Genomic DNA, 18,222 nt, shown 5'->3' on the forward strand with positions numbered 1-18,222 from the left:
CAGTAAAATGATAATCTAAAACTATCAAAAATGTTGAATTTTTGTCTATTCTCTGTGGTTATTGGTCAATAATTTTAATTAACAAAAATTTAAGATAAGTATATTTTTTCTAATCTAAAAATTCTCCCCCTTCCTTTAGTTAGGGCAAACACATTAAAAACTAATCATGTTCTTCAGAACAAAACAAAAACAAACAACTAATAATCAGTTTATTATTGATTTTTTTCCGTTTTAAAAATCCGCGTGTTATATTGGTTATCTATATAATGCAGTAATTGAAAACAACGAATAAATTAAAGACCATATTTGGAAAAATATCCGACTTTAGACGTTCTCACAAACAGCTCTACGATTTAGAAAACATCTTTCTTATCGGGATAATTTTGGTGACTTGTGACGCAAAATCATGAAATGAAACGGAAGACTATACGTATACAAAAAAGCTTTCTAAAACTGCCTAACGGGAGACACCATCACATGACACATTTAATCGTGTCTTTTCTAATATTGATAGCAGTCTGTTTGAAACCTGTTTTATAGAATGGCGTGATTTAGCATATAGATGAAAAAACAATTAGAGACATTAAAGCTATTGTAAAAAGCAAAATGTTATACCTATTCTACACCTAGCATCTTTTTTAATGAATTTATTGAAATTATGATCTCAAATGCAAAAATAGTTTTAAGAAAAAACAGAATAAAGAAGGCTTATATCCTTTAGCAATTCGAATTACAAAAAACAGACGTTCTACCTACCACTATATCGGCATTATTTAGATTTTAAATATTGGGATGTAAAAAACATTCGTGTAAAAAAATCTCATCCAAATATAAGAAACTAAGCAGGATTTATCGGAAATATCTATAGTTAACAACCTCTTTATTTAAAGGATATAAATTATTTAAATAGTCTAAAATTAAAAACATAAATGTCTGTTCAAAACCGAAATTTTAACTTTTTTTAACTTTTGGTTTTTTTTTGTTTTTTTTAATTTTAACAAAAATTTGAAATAATAACATGCAATTTATTAAACGAGAAAACAGCTTTATGCCCGCGTTTTCTGTTTGGTCTATTGGAAAAACAGCAGGTAACTTACTGCCAAATAGTACAGCAAGCGGGCTTATTTCGGAATTACAATTCATCCATAAATTATTCCGATTAATTTTTCCTATTCTTCTTTTAGGAATTAAATTTTTTGAATTTAAGTTTTATCGATAAATATATAAGCGTATTGATTGAGGGATTTTTCTATTTCATATAGCCCTTATATTTTTAGTACATATATCATTTTCAGTTCTGTTTCTTTAGACAAATACTTACCAACATTAAAGTATAATTTAAAAAAATGGTCATGGATTCATTAAACAAAATTAAAAGAGAGCATAATCAGATTAAAAATAATTCTTTTCCTCCATTGAGATTTAAAAAATTTCAAATGGATTTAGATGCTACAGGGGTTCATATTCTTATTTCAGCCAATTTCCTAAAAAGAGGAAATTATAAGGTAACTGTACAAAATAGAAGGCTCCTATTAAAAATAAAACAACCAAAAAACACCTTCTATTTTAAAAGTAATTCATCGCCGTTTGAAGCTAATGAAAAGGATATGGATTTCGATATACTATTACCTAATAAACAATATCAATTTATAAACTCAATTCTGTTTCAAAATAATACGTTACAAATTCATCTTACAAAAAAGAACAATGCAAAAAATACGATGGAATTTTTCGAAGCTTCATAAAATGTCAAATTTAAAACATCATGAAAAAGTTAAATATAATACTTCTGGCAACTCCCCTATGGTTTAGTGTAGCTATCAATGCCCAAAAAAAAGATTCTATAAAACAACCTGAAGAGAAGATAGAAGTAAATAAGGAGTTTGATGAAAATGGAAACCTCATCAGATATGATTCTATTTACAGTTATTCCAGTAGCAATTTAAATATGGATGCTAAAAGAATGGATTCTATCATGAAACATTTTTTTTCAAATCGGGAATCAATACCCTTTGGAGATACTTTTGATCACTCAGATTTTGGATTTCCAAACCTATTCCATCAAAACTTTAGTAGCCTCGATTCCATTTTGCAGCAAAGACTAGAAGACCATCAAAAGCAATTTGACAGCATATTTAAAAGGCATCACCAAAAAAAAGAGCAATCATCTCTCAAAAAAATTTAAATTAATGTTTAACTAAATTAATAAGTGATATATCAAATATGGATATACAAATAGAAAAACTAACCAAAACTTATGGACCTCAAACAGCTGTAAATGATATCAGCTTTGATGTTAAGACTGGAGAAGTCCTTGGATTTTTAGGTCCCAATGGGGCAGGAAAATCTACCACAATGAAAATGATTACTGGATATATTGGAATTGAAAAAGGCGATATTCATATAGGAGGTAAAAGTGTTACGAATCCTTCTAATGATTTAAAAAAACATATTGGCTACCTTCCAGAAAATAACCCACTATACCTCGACATGCCTGTGATGGATTACTTAGAATTTTGTGGGTCTCTCCAAGGAATAGACACGTTGAATATTGATAAAAGAATTCGTGAAATGATTGGGGTTTGTGGTTTAAACAGAGAAAAGCACAAAAAAATTGGAGAATTATCTAAAGGATATCGGCAACGTGTAGGGCTTGCACAAGCCATGATTCATGACCCAGAAATTCTAGTTTTAGATGAACCTACTACTGGACTAGATCCTAACCAAATTATTGAGATTAGGAAATTAATTCGTGATTTAGGTAAAGAAAAAACAGTCATCCTTAGTACACACATCCTTCCTGAAGTAGAAGCTACTTGCGACCGTATTCTTATTATTAATAAAGGAAAGATAGTAGCAAACGGAACACCAGAAACACTCAGAAAACAGGCTCAAGGCAATGAAGTGCTAAAGCTCCGTATCGAGGATGGTGATGCTGATTTGATTTTGAAATCTTTAAAAGAATTGAATACCGTTCAATCTGTAGAATATGTTCAACAAAATCAAAATTTATTTGAAGTGCAAAGCCTTGCCGAACAGACTTCTAAACGGCATATATTTAACCTATGTGTTCAGAAAAAATGGGTGCTGACCGAACTCACCCCTATGGAAACAAAACTTGAGGATATTTTCAGAAACTTAACAGTAAACTAAATATGCAAACAATTTGGATCATTGCCAAACGAGAACTGGCAACCTTTTTCGACTCACTTATAGCCTATATCATTTTAGGCCTTTTTTTAGGATTCAGTGGATTTTTCACATGGCTTTATGGAAACGATATTTTTCTAGTAGGGCAAGCAAATCTTCGTGTATTCTTTAGTATTGCTTCATGGAGCCTTTTCTTTTTTATTCCTGCTATAACCATGAAAATGTTAGCTGAAGAAAGAAAAACAGGAACATTGGAACTTTTGTTGACTAAATCGGTAACTGACCGCCAACTGATACTAGGTAAATTTTTAGGCTCGGTTTTGTTAGTATGTATTGCCTTGTTAGCAACATTGCCTTACGTTATCACTATTTCCAATATCGGAAATTTAGATAATGGAGGTACTATTTGTGGCTACCTTGGCTTATTATTAATGAGTATAACCTACACAGCTATTGGGGTTTTCGCAAGTAGCATTACTACAAATCAGATTGTTGCATTTATGACAGCCCTATTTATTGGCTTGTTTTTTCATATTATTTTTGGAGTATTAGCTCAAAACTTTACAGGTCCTTTAGGGCAGATTTTCGATACCTTAAATCTTCAATCTCATTTTGAATCTATTTCAAGAGGCGTGATAGACTCCAAAGACTTAGTTTATTTTCTTTCCATAACCGTTTTAGGGCTTTACCTCGGAGAGTGGTCCTTATCTAAAAGACATTTTTCTTAATCAATATTATATCAAATGAAACATTCATTACTAAATTTTCGATACACTGAAAATGACTAAATGAATGTTACATGTGATCGTTGAAAAAAAATAATTATAAACACATGAAAAAAACATACATAACTATTCTATTGATTCTAGGCATTCTTCTATTTGTAAACTTAGTATCAGAACAGTATTTTTTTAGGATAGATTTAACCGAAGACAAACAGTATACCCTGAGTGAAGCAACGGAAAATATTATGAAGTCTTTAGAAAATCCAATTACTGTTAAAGCCTATTTTTCTGAGAATCTTCCTCCCGATATTGCAAAAACTAAGAATAATTTTGAGGCATATTTAATAGAATATGCCCGAAACTCAGATGATAATCTGGTATTTACTTTTATTAACCCTAATGAAAATGAAGACACAGAGCGCGAAGCTATTGAAGCAGGTATTAATCCAGTCATGATCAATGTTCGTGAAAAGGATCAAATGAAACAGCAGCGAGCCTTTTTAGGAGCCGTTTTAGAGTTGGAAGAACAGAAAGAAGTGATTCCATTTATGCAGCCTGGGGCACCTTTAGAATATCTGTTATCCTCATCAATAAAAAAGATTGCCGTAACCGACAAACCTGAAGCCGGTTTGATGGAAGGTTACGGGCAAGCCTCAATTTCGGAACTTTCACAAGTAAAAACGGCCTTAGATGTTTTATATGATTTTAAGTCTACTAAAGTAAACGACAGCGTGCCTGTTCCTGAAAACATAAAGACTTTAGCTATTGTGCGCCCTAAGGATACTATTAACGAATCTAGTCTTAATCAATTAGATAAATTTTTGGAAAATGGAGGTAACTTATTTATCGCTTTAAATAGGGTAAACGGAGATTTAAATAATTCTTACGGTACTGCACTTACTACTGGTGTAGAAAAATGGCTTAAAGAAAAGGGATTGGAAATACGAGAGGATTTTGTTGTGGATGCGCAATGTGCAACTGTAGGCGTGCAACAACAGCAAGGTTTCTTTAATTTCACTTCAAATGTTTCTTTTCCGTATATCCCAATTGTGAGTAAATTTGCAGATCATCCAATAACTAAAGGCTTAGAAGCCGTGGTGATGCAGTTTACCAGTTCGTTAAAGTTTACGGCTAAAGATTCTCTTTCCACATTCACCCCCTTAGCTTTTTCTTCAAAAAATTCGGCAACAATGCAAGCCCCTCAATTTTTTGACATTCAAAAACAATGGACAGAAAAGGATTTTAATTCACCAAATCAAGTAATAGCAGGTGTATTGGAACAAACTCATGCCAACGGTAATCGATCACGCATTTGCGTAGTTGCGGATGGCGATTTCCCTATTAATAAAGAACAACAACAGATACAACAAGGAAATGTTAATCTAATGGTTAATGCTATTGATTGGTTAAGTGATGATACTGGGCTAATAGACCTAAGAAATAAAGGCATTAGATACCGCCCAATTGACACCTTGGAAGAAGGCACTAAAACAACGTTGAAGTACCTCAATTTTTTACTACCTATTTTACTAGTAGTTATCTATGGTATTATTAGAATGCAGATAAACAGAAATAAACGTAGTAGAAGAATAGAAGAAAGTTATGAATGACACATGAGCGCAGGGCAAGTACGACTTTAAAAAATAAACAAATGAAAAAAAACAACATATTAATTGCAGTATTAATTGGTTTGATTCTGCTATTTGTAACCACAAATTATTTTAAAAAGAATAGCAGTGCAAATTTTAAAGCTGAAGTGATTCAATTGGACTCAAGCCAAGTGGATAAAATTACCATTCACCCAGCATTAACTATAAAAGAAGATCCTATTATTATTTCAAGGGAAACTAATGGTTGGCAAGTGGCACAAGGTCATATAAAAACTATGGCTAACCAATCAACTGTTAGAACTGCACTAGGACAGTTAGAACATATAAAAACAGAACAGTTAGTTGCTAAAACCAAAGATAAATGGGGTACGTATGAACTCACCGATTCTTTAGCGCAATGCGTTGAAATTAAAGAAAAGGGCAAAGAAAAAACAACAAAACTATATTTTGGAAAAACGACTTATAAACAATCTTTAAACTCTGGGTATGGAGGACAACCTTCCATGGATGCGTCTACTTATTTCAGATTAAAAGGCAATCCTAAGACCTATGCTACAAAAAGTGGCCTTTCCAGTACTTTTAAACGCAAATTTAACACATGGCGAAATTCAGAATTTATAAAAGTTGATAAAGATTTAATTACACAATTGAAATTTGAGACTGGTAACGAGGAGTTCTCCATTACTAAAAAAGATTCTGTTTGGACGATGGGAACGGTTTCAACTGATTCTACCAAGGTGGCTCAATATCTTAATACACTACGAAGTCAAAATAGTTCACAATTTACAGATGGTTTTACTCCAAAAGATAAAGCCGATTATAAGTTGACTATTAAAAGTAATTCAATGGAAGACCTTATTGTGAAGGTTTATAGAGATTCTACAGGAAATAAGTTTATCATGAATGCTTCCCAACATCCAAATGTTTTTGTTGAAAGCGATTCCACAGGACTATTTAAGCGATTGTTTATGAGCCAAGACCATTTTTCAAAATAAGTTTATTATGTAACAACCAAGTATAATATTTAAATCATCACAATTTTTCGAATTTATTTAAGAATTATAAAATAGTTTTTTATGACACCCAATAAATCTTTATTAAGTACTTTTTTATTTTCATTAGCATTTGTATTGTTTTGTAGTTTTTCAGTCAAAGCTGGTAACGGGATCATTTTGTATACACCATATACAAATATTTCTGTCCCCCCTGGAGAGTCTATTGACTATACCATTGAAGTTAAAAATTATGGAAGTCAGCTAAAAAATGTAGACCTCTTTTTGTCAGGATTGCCTAAAGATTGGAATTCTACTTTAAAAGCAGGAGGGTTTAGTATTAATCGAATATCGGTGCTCCCAGGTGAGAAAAAAACGGTCTCTTTGACTATTAATGTACCTTCAAAAGTTAACAAGGGAGCCTATAAAATTAGAGTTATTGCTAAAAATTATGATGTACTTCCTATAATAATTGATGTGTCTGAACAAGGGACTTTTAAGACTGAGTTTACCTCCGATCAGATTAATATGGAAGGTCACTCTAAGTCGAATTTTAATTTTTCTGCAAAATTAAAAAATCATACTGGAGAAAAGCAAGTGTATTCATTGCTTGCCAGAGTGCCTCGAGGCTGGAATGTCATTTTTAAGCCTAACAGCAGACAAGCAACAGCAGTTGAAATAGCACCTGGAAAGACAAGCAATATTTCTATTGAAGTAAAACCTCCGTTTGGAATAAAATCTGGATCCTATAAAATACCTGTACAGGCAACTAATAAGTATAGTTCTGCCAATTTGGAACTAGAAGTAGTTATAAAAGGCTCTTATAATTTAGAACTGACTACGCCTACAGGTTTATTAAGTTCTAGTATAACTTCTGGTCGAGAAAAACAAATAGAACTATTGGTAAAGAATTCTGGCTCGAGTAGATTGAGTGATATTACTTTTAAGACATCAAAACCTAAAGATTGGGAAATTTCAATGAAACCAGATACCATACCTTCTCTAGAAGCTGGTACTAGTGCGCAGGTATATGCAACTATAAAGGCAGCCGATAAAGCAATACCAGGAGATTATATATCAAAAATCACAGCTAAAACCCCAGAAACATCTTCAATAGCATCCATAAGAATCCTGGTAAAAACACCTTTATTATGGGGTTGGCTAGGTATTTTTATAATAGCTGGAACATTAGGAGCCATTTATTACCTATTTAAAAAATATGGTAGAAGATAATTATGGGAAAGCGTATAGAAGTATCTGGTTTAACTAAAAAATATGGATCCCATCTAGCGGTAGATGATTTGACACTCTCCATAGAAAAAGGCGAAATTTTTGGTTTGTTGGGTCCCAATGGAGCAGGTAAATCAACAACAATTCTTATGCTTCTTGGTTTAACTGAAGTAGATTCTGGATCTGTTAAAGTATGTGGTATAGATGCTACAAGAAGCCCGCTTGATGTTAAAAGTAAAGTCGGGTATTTACCTGAAGATGTAGGTTTTTATAATGATTATTCTGGTCTGCAGAATCTAATGTATATAGCTCGTTTAAATAATATTCCCATTAAACAAGCTCGAAAAAGTGCTTTAGATATACTTGAAAAGGTGGGTTTGCTGGATGCAAAAGATAAGAAAGTTGAAAGCTACTCCAGAGGAATGCGTCAACGGCTAGGTCTTGCAGATGTTTTAATAAAAGAACCTGAAGTAATTATACTGGATGAGCCCACCTTAGGACTTGATCCCGAAGGTGTAAGAAAGTTTCTTCAGCTTATAGTTCGATTAAGTCGAAAGCAAGGAATTACCGTGCTCTTTTCATCTCATCATTTACATCAAATACAGCAGGTATGCGACCGTGTAGGGATTTTTGTAAAGGGTAAGTTATTGGCTGAAGGAAAAATTAGTGATTTAGCTGAACAATTATTCACTAAAAACACTTTTACTATTGAAGTAGGAGTTACAAGCGATCAGACAAATTTAAATCCCCCTTTGGAAGAAGTTACAAAAAAAATAAAACAGATAAAAAGTGTTGCTAACGTAACGTTGAACAATAATTGTTTTTTGATAGAATCGAAACATGATATTTCTGATGAACTATCTAAACTTATTGTGAATTTAGGATACGGTCTTAGTTATTTAACTAAAAAAGAATATGGACTAGACGATATTTATCATCAATATTTTCAAGAAGAAAAATAAATATGAACACTAAAGTATTTAAAATAAATATTGCGAATTTTGCAAAAATAAAATTCTTAGAATTAATCAATTTTATTGATTTTTTTAAAAGAAGGACTCCTGATAATGCCTCTAATTTTTCCTTAGCGTCTTTTAAAGTAATGGTACAAAAGGAAATTACGGATCATATCCGAAATTGGCGCTTCATTATTCTATTTGCCATTATTGCATTAGCTTGCATGGGAACATTATTTTCAACACTCGCAGATACAGCTAAAACATTTGCAACAAATAACTCAGAAAACACCTTCTTTTTTTTGAATTTGTTTACCAAATCAGACGGAACTCTACCTTCGTTTTTTGTGTTTGTTGGATTTTTAGGTCCTCTGTTTGGAATAAGCTTAGGGTTTGATGCTATTAGCTCGGAACAAAACAAAGGCACATTGAGTCGTGTTATGGCACAACCAATTCCAAGAGATTATATCATTAACGCGAAATTTTTGGCAGGAATCATCGTAATAAGTGTCATGCTTTTTACATTAAGTTTTCTGGTTATAGGTGCTGGATTAGTAGCCTTAGGAATACCTCCTACTGCAGAAGAGTTTATACGTATTGTTATATATACCATATTAAGCATTGTATACGTTTCTTTCTGGCTAAACTTGTCTATTTTGTTTTCGGTTCGTTTTAAACAACCTGCGACTTCTGCATTGTCGGGTCTAGCTGTATGGTTATTTTTTACCATTTTTTATCCGCTAATTGTGAACATAATAATTAAAGGTTCAGAACCTTCAAAATTTGCTTCAGAAAGCAAGATCTTTATATATCAAAAGTTAAAGTTTTATTTGGTTCAAATAATGCCAAGTGAGTTATTCAATGAAATTACCTCTGCTCTTTTAGTGCCATCTGTTCGCAGTTTAAGTCCGTTAACTATGGAACAGATGCACGGGGCTATTCCAAGCTCGTTGCCAATTGGACAAAGTTTATTGCTGGTTTGGCCACAAGTTACAGGTTTACTGGCGTTGACTTTATTATGTTTTTTATTCTCATATGTAATTTTTATGAAGCGAGAAATCCGTTCTAGAGGGTAGTGATAAACTCAGATTGTAAAAATTGTGCTTGTTATAAACACGCAATATAGAGGGTTGAAAATTAAACCTTGATTAGTACCTATCCTGAAAAATAATACATTTTGTTACCAAATAACGTCAGTCGACATATTAAATATTGATAATAAGCAATTTGTGTATATAAATAATAAAATTGTGTCATTCGAAGGCTATCGAAAACAAAATATATTTTGTTTGAAGGCATGGAACGTAGCTTTTGATGAGGCATCTCTTCTTTATGAGATGTTCGTCACTCATGCCTCACTCTGAATACATGATAAAACACTATTTATAAACAACATACATTATTTATCTTTTTAATTTACGTCAAATTAACGTAAATAACATCAATTTATATTATTTGCTATGAGTACTCTCAAAACATCAAAATGTTGCACCATATGTATCTGAATAAAAAAAGCCTCTACAAGAAATCTTGTAGAGGCTTAGTACTGAAGACGGGACTTGAACCCGTACGTCCTAATGGACATTGGATTTTAAGTCCAACGTGTCTACCAATTCCACCACTTCAGCATTGGTATATTTTTCAAGAAAGTTTCAGAGCGAAAGACGGGATTTGAACCCGCGACCCCCACCTTGGCAAGGTGATGCTCTACCCCTGAGCTACTTTCGCAGTCTTTTTTAATGAACGAGCAATATCGCTATTGCGGATGCAAATTTAAAATTTTTCTACTAATTGCAAAGCCTTTTAGCAAAATAAATAAAATTTATTTTACGCGCGCTTTTTCTTAACCAACATTCGCTTAATTTCATTGAGTTTCATCAACGCTTCCACGGGTGTAAGTGTATCAATATCAGTCTCTAATATTTCTTCTTTGATATTCTCCAATAATGGGTCATCTAAATTAAAAAAACTTAGTTGCATCTCATCGTCTATCGATTTAACCTTATCTGTTAACTCATCACTAGAATGAGACTTCTCTAATTTCTTTAAAATCTTGTTTGCACGACGCAAAACTTGCTGTGGCATACCTGCCATTTTCGCAACATGAATCCCAAAACTATGTTCACTACCTCCTTCTACCAATTTTCTTAAAAAAAGCACATTGTCTTTTAATTCTTTGACTGATACATTAAAGTTTTTAACACCCTCAAAGGTTTCAGTCATTTCATTTAACTCATGATAATGCGTTGCGAATAATGTTTTAGGCTTTGCAGGATGTTCATGTAAATATTCGCTAATCGCCCAGGCTATTGAAATACCATCATAAGTACTCGTACCACGACCAATTTCATCAAGCAACACCAAACTTCTATCTGAAATATTATTCAAAATAGAAGCCGTTTCATTCATTTCTACCATAAAGGTCGATTCTCCCATCGAAATATTATCGCTCGCTCCTACTCTGGTAAAAATTTTGTCTATCAAACCTATCCGAGCTTCTTTTGCTGGCACAAAACTTCCTATTTGAGCCAATAGTACAATAAGTGCGGTTTGGCGTAATATAGCAGACTTACCAGACATATTAGGCCCCGTTATCATAATAATCTGTTGTGTAGTTCTATCTAAAAATACATCGTTAGCAATATAGGCTTCACCAATAGGCAATTGCTTTTCTATTACTGGGTGGCGCCCCTCTTTTATATCTAAATCAAATGAATCGTCAATAAGAGGATATATATAGTTATTATCTTTTGCCAATTGAGCAAATCCACATAAACAATCTAATTGTCCAATTAAATAAGCATTTTGCTGCACTAGTTTTATATATAGGCTCATCCATGCAACCAATTCTGCAAACAACTGTTGTTCTATGGCTTGAATTCGATCTTCTGCACCTAATATTTTAGCTTCGTATTCTTTAAGTTCTTCTGTGATGTATCTTTCGGCACTTACTAAGGTTTGCTTTCTAATCCAATCTTCAGGTACTTTATCTTTATGTGTATTACGTACTTCAATATAATATCCAAATACATTGTTTGAGGCTATTTTTAGTGATGCAATCCCTGTGCGTTCACTTTCACGCTCCAACATTTTATCTAAATAATCTTTTCCAGACTTCGACAAATCTCTCAATTCGTCCAGTTCTGAAGAAAAACCAGCCGCAATACTATTTCCTTTAAGCACATTTACAGGAGCCTCTTCATTAAGTGTTTCTTTAATTTTTTCGCGAAGTACATCACAGCTCTGTAGCTTATCACCAATTGTTTTGACCGATTCGTTTTCACAATGAGATGTTAACGATTTTATAGGCACAATAGCTTCTAAAGAATTTTTAAGCTGAATAACTTCACGTGGGTTTACTTTGCCTGTCGCTATTTTAGAAATGAGTCGTTCTAAATCACCAATATGCTTAACATGGTTTTGAATTTTTTGAAGTACGGTGGTTTCCTCTGTTAAAAAACGAACTACTTCATGACGCTCTTTTATCTTATCAACATTTTTTAAAGGCAATGCCAACCAACGTTTTAATAAACGACCGCCCATAGGCGAAATGGTTTTATCTATCACATTTAAAAGCGTCACCGCATTATGATTCGTAGAATTGTAAAGCTCCAAATTCCTAATAGTGAATTTATCCATCCACACATAATCATCTTCAGCTATTCTAGAAATAGAAGTAATATGCTGTAACTTATTATGCTGCGTTTCCGATAAATAATGAAGGATGGAACCCGATGCTATAATACCTTCATGCAAATCTTCAACCCCAAAACCTTTAAGTGTTTTTGTATCGAAATGTTTTATTAATGTCTCATGGGCATAATCTGTTTGATAGACCCAATCTTCCATATAAAATGTATGAAAATCACTTCCAAACGTTTCGCTAAACATGGCCCGTTTTTGTTTAGAAACCAGCACCTCACTCGGATTGAAATTCTGTAATAGCTTATCAATATACTCTGCATTCCCCTGTGAGGTTAAAAATTCCCCAGTAGAAATATCTAAAAACGAAATACCGATATATTTTTTATCAAAATAAACCGAACACAAAAAGTTATTGGATTTTGCTACTAAAACCTCATCATTTAACGCTACACCTGGAGTTACTAACTCCGTTACACCACGTTTTACAATCGTTTTGGTTTGCTTAGGATCTTCCAATTGATCGCAAATAGCAACACGCTCACCAGCTTTTACTAATTTAGGCAAATAGGTGTTTAACGAATGGTGTGGAAATCCTGCCAATTCGATTTCACTTTCACTGCCAGCGCCTCGTTTGGTTAAAATAATACCTAAAATACCCGCAGTTTTAACAGCATCTGCTCCAAAGGTTTCGTAAAAATCGCCTACACGAAACAACAATAAGGCATCTGGATACTTAGCCTTAATCGCATTGTATTGTTTCATTAAAGGGGTTTCTTTTTTCTCTTTTTTCATTTAATCTTTTTTCATTTCCGTGAAGACGGAAATCTTACCAATGGTAATCTGGTTTTTAAATATTATTTTTGCGCATATAGCAGGGTTGCTAAAGTAGTACTATTTTGATTTTTTTTAAAATTGAGGCATTATAAGTTATCTACAATTATTGATAGATTTTAACAAAAATTGAATCTAAACACAAAAATGTTATTATCGTTGGGGAAATTTTTGGAGCGTACTCAACACTATCGGGATATAGCAATCTTATTAATAAAAATTGTTACTAAAAGAGATTACTACAGTATAAATGTAAATACTGAATGAGGTTTCCGCTTTTGCGGAAATAAAAAAAGGAATATTTCTTATGCGAAAACTAAAAAATAGTGAATTAGACCGATTGAGTGTTGATGATTTTAAGTCGGTACAAAAAACACCACTTATTATTGTTTTAGACAATATTAGAAGTCTTAATAATATTGGATCGGTATTTAGAACGAGTGATGCTTTTTTAATCGAAAAAATTTATCTCTGCGGCATAACGGCTACACCTCCTCATAAAGACATTCACAAAACAGCTTTAGGAAGTACCGACACGGTAGACTGGGAACATATTGAAAATACGATGGATTTAATTGAAAGATTAAAAACTGAGAATGTAAAAGTTTGCTCTATTGAACAAGCTGAGAATACCACCATGTTAAATGATTTTATCCCAAAACCAAATACAACCTACGCTTTGGTTTTTGGCAACGAAGTAAAAGGTGTTGCTCAAGATGTGGTGAGTGCTAGCGATACCGTTATTGAGATTCCACAGTTTGGAACCAAACACTCATTAAATATTTCTGTGAGTTGTGGCGTTGTTGTTTGGGATCTGTTCTCTAAGTTGAATAACGAATAGCACACTATTAAACAAAACACGAAAATTTATGTTTGACACCAAATAAACATAAAACGATGCCCCTTATAATTCGTTTTTATTAATCGCAAAATTCATACAAAAATTTTCAATGATTAATCATTAGTTATTTTTGAACCATACTCATAGCTATTATTTTATTTTTAAGCAATCTATAATCTGGTCTTTTACCGTTGTCTAAATCAATGAACAATTCGGAATGATTAGTTTTAGAGTAGACATTAAAAAAAGAAGGGTTTTTATACCATCTTTCTAAATCTCCATTGTTATCGTTAAACTTTAAAAAAATAGTCCCTTTACAATTGTTAAAATGTGTATTTTCAAATTGTATCCTTTCCAAACCAGTATCATTAATTTTGATATTTTTATCAAGCACTACAGCTTTACTAAAACCAGATATGACGCTTCTCTCAATTTTAAAATTTGTATTTCCTCCTATATATATTGATTCCTTTACCAGACCTACTTCAATTTCATAATCTAAGTTTTTAGCATCCGTTAAAAGTGTCATATTTTTTGCTACTACTACTGTCCCTTCTTTAGTAAAATCGACCTCTTCAACATTATTATAGGAGACCGCGTTAATACATTTAGATTCACCATATGACATATAAGGCGACCGAACAGCTAATGAGTTATTTATATTACACACCGCCCCATAACTAAAATTATAATCATTTCCATTAGATTTATATGAAACCATTTTATCCAAGTTAACTGCTCCTCCAATAACGTTAAAGGAGTTGCCCGCAGAATAGCTTATCATAACATTATTTATTGTCGTTTTTGCACCTACTCCACCTAACAGCAAAGCATTGGAAACATTAGATCTTTTCGTTTTTCCTCCTGCATATTCCACTCTTACATATGATATAAATCCAGAGTTGTCTTTTAACCCCTCTCCTCCAAAATTTGTGTGTTTATAGTTTGAGGTTTCAATTTCTGCATAAAAAGAAGTACCAGAACTTTTCTCTAATTTGTTAGTATACCCATCTCCAAGGATTATTATACCTCCCCAATCTCCTGCTTTTTTGGTCGTTTCATTTGAAGTAAAAACTATAGGGTCGGTTAAAGTCCCTTCAGCTATTAAAGCAGCTCCTACAGTAATAGTAAGCGTTGCTTTCGATTTAGAATCCCCCATAATAACTGTTCCAGGTTCTATACTAAGAATGGCATTATTGGTAACAAAAACATTTCCTAACAACAAATAAGTATGAGCTTTATAAAGTGTTGTATCTTCTGTTATATTACCAGTCAATATATGAGTACTTTCTCCATAATCCACTGTATTGGGTCTAAATTCGGTCCAAGCATTGAACAAATTATTAGCACCTATGATACCTTTTTCTTGTTGAGCACTAACGCTAGCAGAAACGACTATTAGCAACCATATTATTTTAGTGAAATTTTTCATGATACATATTTATTATTAAAACAGTTTTTTATTAAGAGACTGTTTAAGTTTTGTTTTTGGAATTAGTTTGGGTGAATTACGTTCGTAGTCAAGGCAAGATAAAATAAGGGATAAAATTTAAAGTTTCTAAACCCAATAGAATCTTCTTAACTTTTAACAGAAAAGCTGTTTAAAAAACTATTATCCACCAAATACATTTCTTTAGTTCGCTTATTCTGAATTAACACGCGCTCTTCTTTAGTGTATAATTTCTCTTTAGTTATACGTAAATTTAAAACAGTTTTTTTCGATATTAATTGATCTTTCAAAAACCTATTGGTTGGTATACTTAATACAAAATATTCGCCTACAACCAAGAAATCTCCTATTACCTCTTCAGGAGGGACTATGCTATTTTGTAACCTATACCCTTTTTTACTTTTTAGGTTTTTAGTATCTTTTATTTTCTTAGTATTGGATAATTTCTCTCTTAAAGTAGCAATTGATTGATAAGTAGGTTTTTCTGGAACTTTAATTTTATTATCTAATTTCAATAAAACCTTATTTAAATGCGCTTTCATTTTCTCAGGATTTAAACTAAGAAGTAAAAATCCAGCCTTCATATCTTTATTTATGTAGTTATCGGAATAAAAAAGATCGTTAATATTATGTTTTAAAGCTAGAATTTGTGCTTCTTTTAAAAGCGCTACTTTATTTCTAAAAGACTCACTTGAGTTATTAAAAGCAACGACTTTGCTTTTAACTGTCGATATATCATTAAATCTATCAAGAGTCTTGTAATAATCTGCCGTTTTAGAAATACTATCGGCCATGACCTTATCTAACTCACTTTTTAATCTAGTAAATTCTGGATTTAATGATTCCCCTGTTTTTACATAAGAGACATCATAAATTTTTGAAGTAGACTGCCCTTTTAACGTTTGTTTCCTAGTATTGAGCCTGTTAAATTCGTAGTGCTTTTCTTGAGAATACGTATTACATACTGTTAAGAATGTAAAAACCGACCATATGAAAATAGTTTTCATAAATTATAAATTAAGTTTAACAAAGTAAATGAGGGTACTCCAAATGTATATACTTACCTTCTATAGCCTCAAAAAAACTCGCTTAAATACAAGTTTTTATGGTTTAAATGGCTTGAAACATGGTATTTATTTATAATTTAACTTGATTGAAAAGCTTGAAAATCATAACTTCGTTTATCAATGTCTCTTGTTAAGGTATGGTACATTTTCGAAACTAAAACTGAATGAAAAATTTAGCAGTAAAAACGGATCCTAGAGTTGAATCGGTTTTCAATAATTACCCAGATTCCGTTAGAAAGAAAATGACAAGCCTTCGTGAATTGATTATAGAAACCGCAAACGACATAGAAGACATAACCCATCTGGAAGAAACACTAAAATGGGGAGAACCTAGTTATCTAACAAAAAAAGGTAGTACTATTAGAATAAATTGGAGCCCTAAAAACCCCGTTCAATATGCTATGTATTTTCAATGCACTAGCAGATTGGTCTCTACATTTAGAACTGTATATAAAAACGTTCTTGATTTTGAAGGTAAAAGAGCGATTGTGCTTCAACTAAAAGAAGAACTTCCTAAAGAAGCTTTAAAAGATTGTATTGCTGCTGCACTCACCTATCATAAAGTTAAGCATTTGCCTTTGTTGGGGATGTAAGATGTAAAAACAACATCTTTAGTTTGTAGCCTACAACTTAGTTTGGTTCTAAACTTACGAAACTATAACTTCTATTATCAATCGATATAATTCATTGAAACGGAATTACCTCTTTACGTTATCAAACATATCACTACTTAAAATTGACTACTGAAACCTCTTTATTTTTTCAATCTTTTTTAGCTAGTTTGCGAAAATTCAGGATAGCTTTATTTCCATAAAGCTTCTTCTTCCCATTTTTCTGGAAAAGACATTCCTTTGTGTATATCTATATTTTGATATTTATCAAAAAGATCGAGTATTTTGTTCTTAAAACTGTTTTTCGGATTTACCCTATCTGTTAAATATTTAATTATACAAATATAAGCATAAGATGAATTTTTTGGAACATCAGTCATATCAACCCAATCATAAATAGGTTGTTTCTTAAATTTAGACATTTTATATGATAATCTTCTATTCCAAAAACGTGAGTGATGAGCGCAAATATTTCTAGTATAAGTTATTATCATTAACCAATTTTCCAAAATAGGAGTATTAACTCCATAAGAACTTGCAATCTCACTTTTAGCAGAAGAATCAACAAGGTTACTATAAAGTTTAGAAAGATGGGTAAAAGTCACTATTTCTAAAGCCATCCAACTAGGCAAATATGTATTTACATAGTTTTGTTTAAATTTTATTGCAAAGTCTTCTGTGCTATCGCTTACCATTGCATAAGTACTATCTAAACTTTTTCTATGAGTATCTAGAGATTTGAATAATCTTTCATAAGTATACCAAAAAGCATCGTATTTATGAGAAAGAACATATGTTATTTTAGCCCTAAAAGACACTTCTATTTTTTCTATTTCACTTGATAACAATTGCTTTAACTCTCTGTCAAAACAATAGATTTTAAAGGCGTTCTCAAAAGTACTACCTTCCTTAAACCTGTGATCTCCTTTTGGTTCAGCAATCATAGGATAAAGATATCCGCTCAAACGATAATAACTTAAATTTTCAAGTAAGTGAAGTGCTTTATCAAGATGTCCTACAGTTAATCCTCGTTCAATAAGTTTATCTAGTTGCTCTTGGTAAGTAAGAGGTGGTTTAACGTATATCTTCAATTAAGTAAGGTTATAAAATAAAT

The 18,222-nt window shown here is 32.2% G+C and carries 16 protein-coding genes, 2 tRNA genes and 1 pseudogene; 13 read left to right on the plus strand and 6 right to left on the minus strand.

The genetic code is table 11. The features are described from left to right. Positions 1 to 275: 275 nt before the first annotated feature. The 11 genes and pseudogenes from Q4Q40_RS10245 to Q4Q40_RS10295 all read left to right on the plus strand — a co-directional run. A pseudogene (locus Q4Q40_RS10245) lies at positions 276 to 545 on the plus strand (transposase family protein); the annotation flags it as partial. A 178-nt stretch (positions 546 to 723) separates the two neighbouring features. Then, positions 724 to 777, plus strand: coding sequence for a hypothetical protein (locus Q4Q40_RS10250; RefSeq protein WP_303301969.1), 54 nt, complete (start codon positions 724 to 726; stop codon positions 775 to 777). A gap of 575 nt (positions 778 to 1,352) precedes the next feature. Continuing rightward, a complete protein-coding gene (locus tag Q4Q40_RS10255; RefSeq protein ID WP_303301704.1) occupies positions 1,353 to 1,745 on the plus strand; it encodes a hypothetical protein in 393 nt (130 codons plus the stop codon). Positions 1,746 to 1,765: 20 nt separating this feature from the next. Beyond that, positions 1,766 to 2,185 (plus strand): hypothetical protein, encoded by a 420-nt coding sequence (locus Q4Q40_RS10260; RefSeq protein ID WP_303301705.1) that lies wholly within the window; start codon positions 1,766 to 1,768, stop codon positions 2,183 to 2,185. Between the two features lie 38 nt (positions 2,186 to 2,223). Beyond that, positions 2,224 to 3,153 (plus strand): ATP-binding cassette domain-containing protein, encoded by a 930-nt coding sequence (locus Q4Q40_RS10265; protein ID WP_303301706.1) that lies wholly within the window; start codon positions 2,224 to 2,226, stop codon positions 3,151 to 3,153. A gap of 2 nt (positions 3,154 to 3,155) precedes the next feature. Further along, a complete protein-coding gene (locus tag Q4Q40_RS10270) occupies positions 3,156 to 3,878 on the plus strand; it encodes an ABC transporter permease subunit (protein WP_303301707.1) in 723 nt (240 codons plus the stop codon). 104 nt (positions 3,879 to 3,982) lie between these two features. After that, complete coding sequence (locus Q4Q40_RS10275) at positions 3,983 to 5,485, plus strand: GldG family protein (RefSeq protein ID WP_303301708.1); 1,503 nt, start codon at positions 3,983 to 3,985, stop codon at positions 5,483 to 5,485. 41 nt (positions 5,486 to 5,526) lie between these two features. Next, positions 5,527 to 6,480: a DUF4340 domain-containing protein gene (locus Q4Q40_RS10280; RefSeq protein WP_303301709.1), complete on the plus strand. Its 954-nt coding sequence runs from the start codon at positions 5,527 to 5,529 to the stop codon at positions 6,478 to 6,480. Positions 6,481 to 6,561: 81 nt separating this feature from the next. Continuing rightward, a complete protein-coding gene (locus Q4Q40_RS10285; protein ID WP_303301710.1) occupies positions 6,562 to 7,710 on the plus strand; it encodes a COG1470 family protein in 1,149 nt (382 codons plus the stop codon). 2 nt (positions 7,711 to 7,712) lie between these two features. Continuing rightward, a complete protein-coding gene (locus Q4Q40_RS10290; protein ID WP_303301711.1) occupies positions 7,713 to 8,669 on the plus strand; it encodes an ABC transporter ATP-binding protein in 957 nt (318 codons plus the stop codon). Positions 8,670 to 8,671: 2 nt separating this feature from the next. After that, positions 8,672 to 9,739 (plus strand): ABC transporter permease, encoded by a 1,068-nt coding sequence (locus Q4Q40_RS10295; protein ID WP_303301712.1) that lies wholly within the window; start codon positions 8,672 to 8,674, stop codon positions 9,737 to 9,739. A 468-nt stretch (positions 9,740 to 10,207) separates the two neighbouring features. Here the strand turns inward: Q4Q40_RS10295 and Q4Q40_RS10300 are convergent. From Q4Q40_RS10300 to mutS, 3 genes are all read right to left on the minus strand, one after another. After that, positions 10,208 to 10,291 (minus strand) — tRNA-Leu (locus Q4Q40_RS10300). Between the two features lie 28 nt (positions 10,292 to 10,319). Further along, a tRNA-Gly gene (locus Q4Q40_RS10305) sits at positions 10,320 to 10,391 on the minus strand. 99 nt (positions 10,392 to 10,490) lie between these two features. Continuing rightward, a complete protein-coding gene (gene mutS / locus Q4Q40_RS10310) occupies positions 10,491 to 13,100 on the minus strand; it encodes a DNA mismatch repair protein MutS (RefSeq protein ID WP_303301713.1) in 2,610 nt (869 codons plus the stop codon). Positions 13,101 to 13,446: 346 nt separating this feature from the next. On the opposite strand from mutS, the gene Q4Q40_RS10315 reads away from it, so the two are divergent. Next, the gene (locus Q4Q40_RS10315; RefSeq protein ID WP_303301714.1) at positions 13,447 to 13,980 is read left to right on the plus strand and encodes an RNA methyltransferase; all 534 of its coding nucleotides are present in this window, start codon (positions 13,447 to 13,449) and stop codon (positions 13,978 to 13,980) included. Positions 13,981 to 14,104: 124 nt separating this feature from the next. On the opposite strand, the gene Q4Q40_RS10320 is transcribed toward Q4Q40_RS10315, so the two are convergent. Both Q4Q40_RS10320 and Q4Q40_RS10325 read right to left on the minus strand, forming a co-directional pair. Then, complete coding sequence (locus Q4Q40_RS10320) at positions 14,105 to 15,412, minus strand: beta-helix domain-containing protein (protein WP_303301715.1); 1,308 nt, start codon at positions 15,410 to 15,412, stop codon at positions 14,105 to 14,107. A gap of 146 nt (positions 15,413 to 15,558) precedes the next feature. Continuing rightward, positions 15,559 to 16,437 (minus strand): hypothetical protein, encoded by an 879-nt coding sequence (locus tag Q4Q40_RS10325; protein WP_303301716.1) that lies wholly within the window; start codon positions 16,435 to 16,437, stop codon positions 15,559 to 15,561. 224 nt (positions 16,438 to 16,661) lie between these two features. Between Q4Q40_RS10325 and Q4Q40_RS10330 the strand changes: the two genes are divergently transcribed. Then, entirely contained in the window at positions 16,662 to 17,090 is a 429-nt protein-coding gene (locus tag Q4Q40_RS10330) for a DUF1801 domain-containing protein (protein WP_303301717.1), read from the plus strand. A 209-nt stretch (positions 17,091 to 17,299) separates the two neighbouring features. Here Q4Q40_RS10330 and Q4Q40_RS10335 read toward each other — a convergent pair whose 3' ends face one another. Then, positions 17,300 to 18,199, minus strand: a complete 900-nt coding sequence (locus tag Q4Q40_RS10335; RefSeq protein ID WP_303301718.1) for an Abi family protein — start codon at positions 18,197 to 18,199, stop codon at positions 17,300 to 17,302. Between the last annotated feature and the right edge of the window lie 23 nt (positions 18,200 to 18,222).

Source organism: Flavivirga jejuensis, from assembly GCF_030540765.1.
Lineage (GTDB): Bacteria > Bacteroidota > Bacteroidia > Flavobacteriales > Flavobacteriaceae > Flavivirga > Flavivirga jejuensis.

Excerpts from the sequence above, each read along its gene's own strand:
- Q4Q40_RS10315 (WP_303301714.1), top strand. The coding sequence starts at position 13,447 with ATGCGAAAACTAAAAAATAGTGAATTAGACCGATTGAGTGTTGATGAT.
- Q4Q40_RS10285 (WP_303301710.1), top strand. The coding sequence starts at position 6,562 with ATGACACCCAATAAATCTTTATTAAGTACTTTTTTATTTTCATTAGCA.
- Q4Q40_RS10275 (WP_303301708.1), top strand. The coding sequence starts at position 3,983 with ATGAAAAAAACATACATAACTATTCTATTGATTCTAGGCATTCTTCTA.
- Q4Q40_RS10255 (WP_303301704.1), top strand. The coding sequence starts at position 1,353 with ATGGATTCATTAAACAAAATTAAAAGAGAGCATAATCAGATTAAAAAT.
- Q4Q40_RS10265 (WP_303301706.1), top strand. The coding sequence starts at position 2,224 with ATGGATATACAAATAGAAAAACTAACCAAAACTTATGGACCTCAAACA.
- Q4Q40_RS10320 (WP_303301715.1), bottom strand. The coding sequence starts at position 15,412 with ATGAAAAATTTCACTAAAATAATATGGTTGCTAATAGTCGTTTCTGCT.
- Q4Q40_RS10290 (WP_303301711.1), top strand. The coding sequence starts at position 7,713 with ATGGGAAAGCGTATAGAAGTATCTGGTTTAACTAAAAAATATGGATCC.
- Q4Q40_RS10325 (WP_303301716.1), bottom strand. The coding sequence starts at position 16,437 with ATGAAAACTATTTTCATATGGTCGGTTTTTACATTCTTAACAGTATGT.
- Q4Q40_RS10260 (WP_303301705.1), top strand. The coding sequence starts at position 1,766 with ATGAAAAAGTTAAATATAATACTTCTGGCAACTCCCCTATGGTTTAGT.
- Q4Q40_RS10270 (WP_303301707.1), top strand. The coding sequence starts at position 3,156 with ATGCAAACAATTTGGATCATTGCCAAACGAGAACTGGCAACCTTTTTC.
- Q4Q40_RS10280 (WP_303301709.1), top strand. The coding sequence starts at position 5,527 with ATGAAAAAAAACAACATATTAATTGCAGTATTAATTGGTTTGATTCTG.
- Q4Q40_RS10295 (WP_303301712.1), top strand. The coding sequence starts at position 8,672 with ATGAACACTAAAGTATTTAAAATAAATATTGCGAATTTTGCAAAAATA.
- mutS (WP_303301713.1), bottom strand. The coding sequence starts at position 13,100 with ATGAAAAAAGAGAAAAAAGAAACCCCTTTAATGAAACAATACAATGCG.
- Q4Q40_RS10330 (WP_303301717.1), top strand. The coding sequence starts at position 16,662 with ATGAAAAATTTAGCAGTAAAAACGGATCCTAGAGTTGAATCGGTTTTC.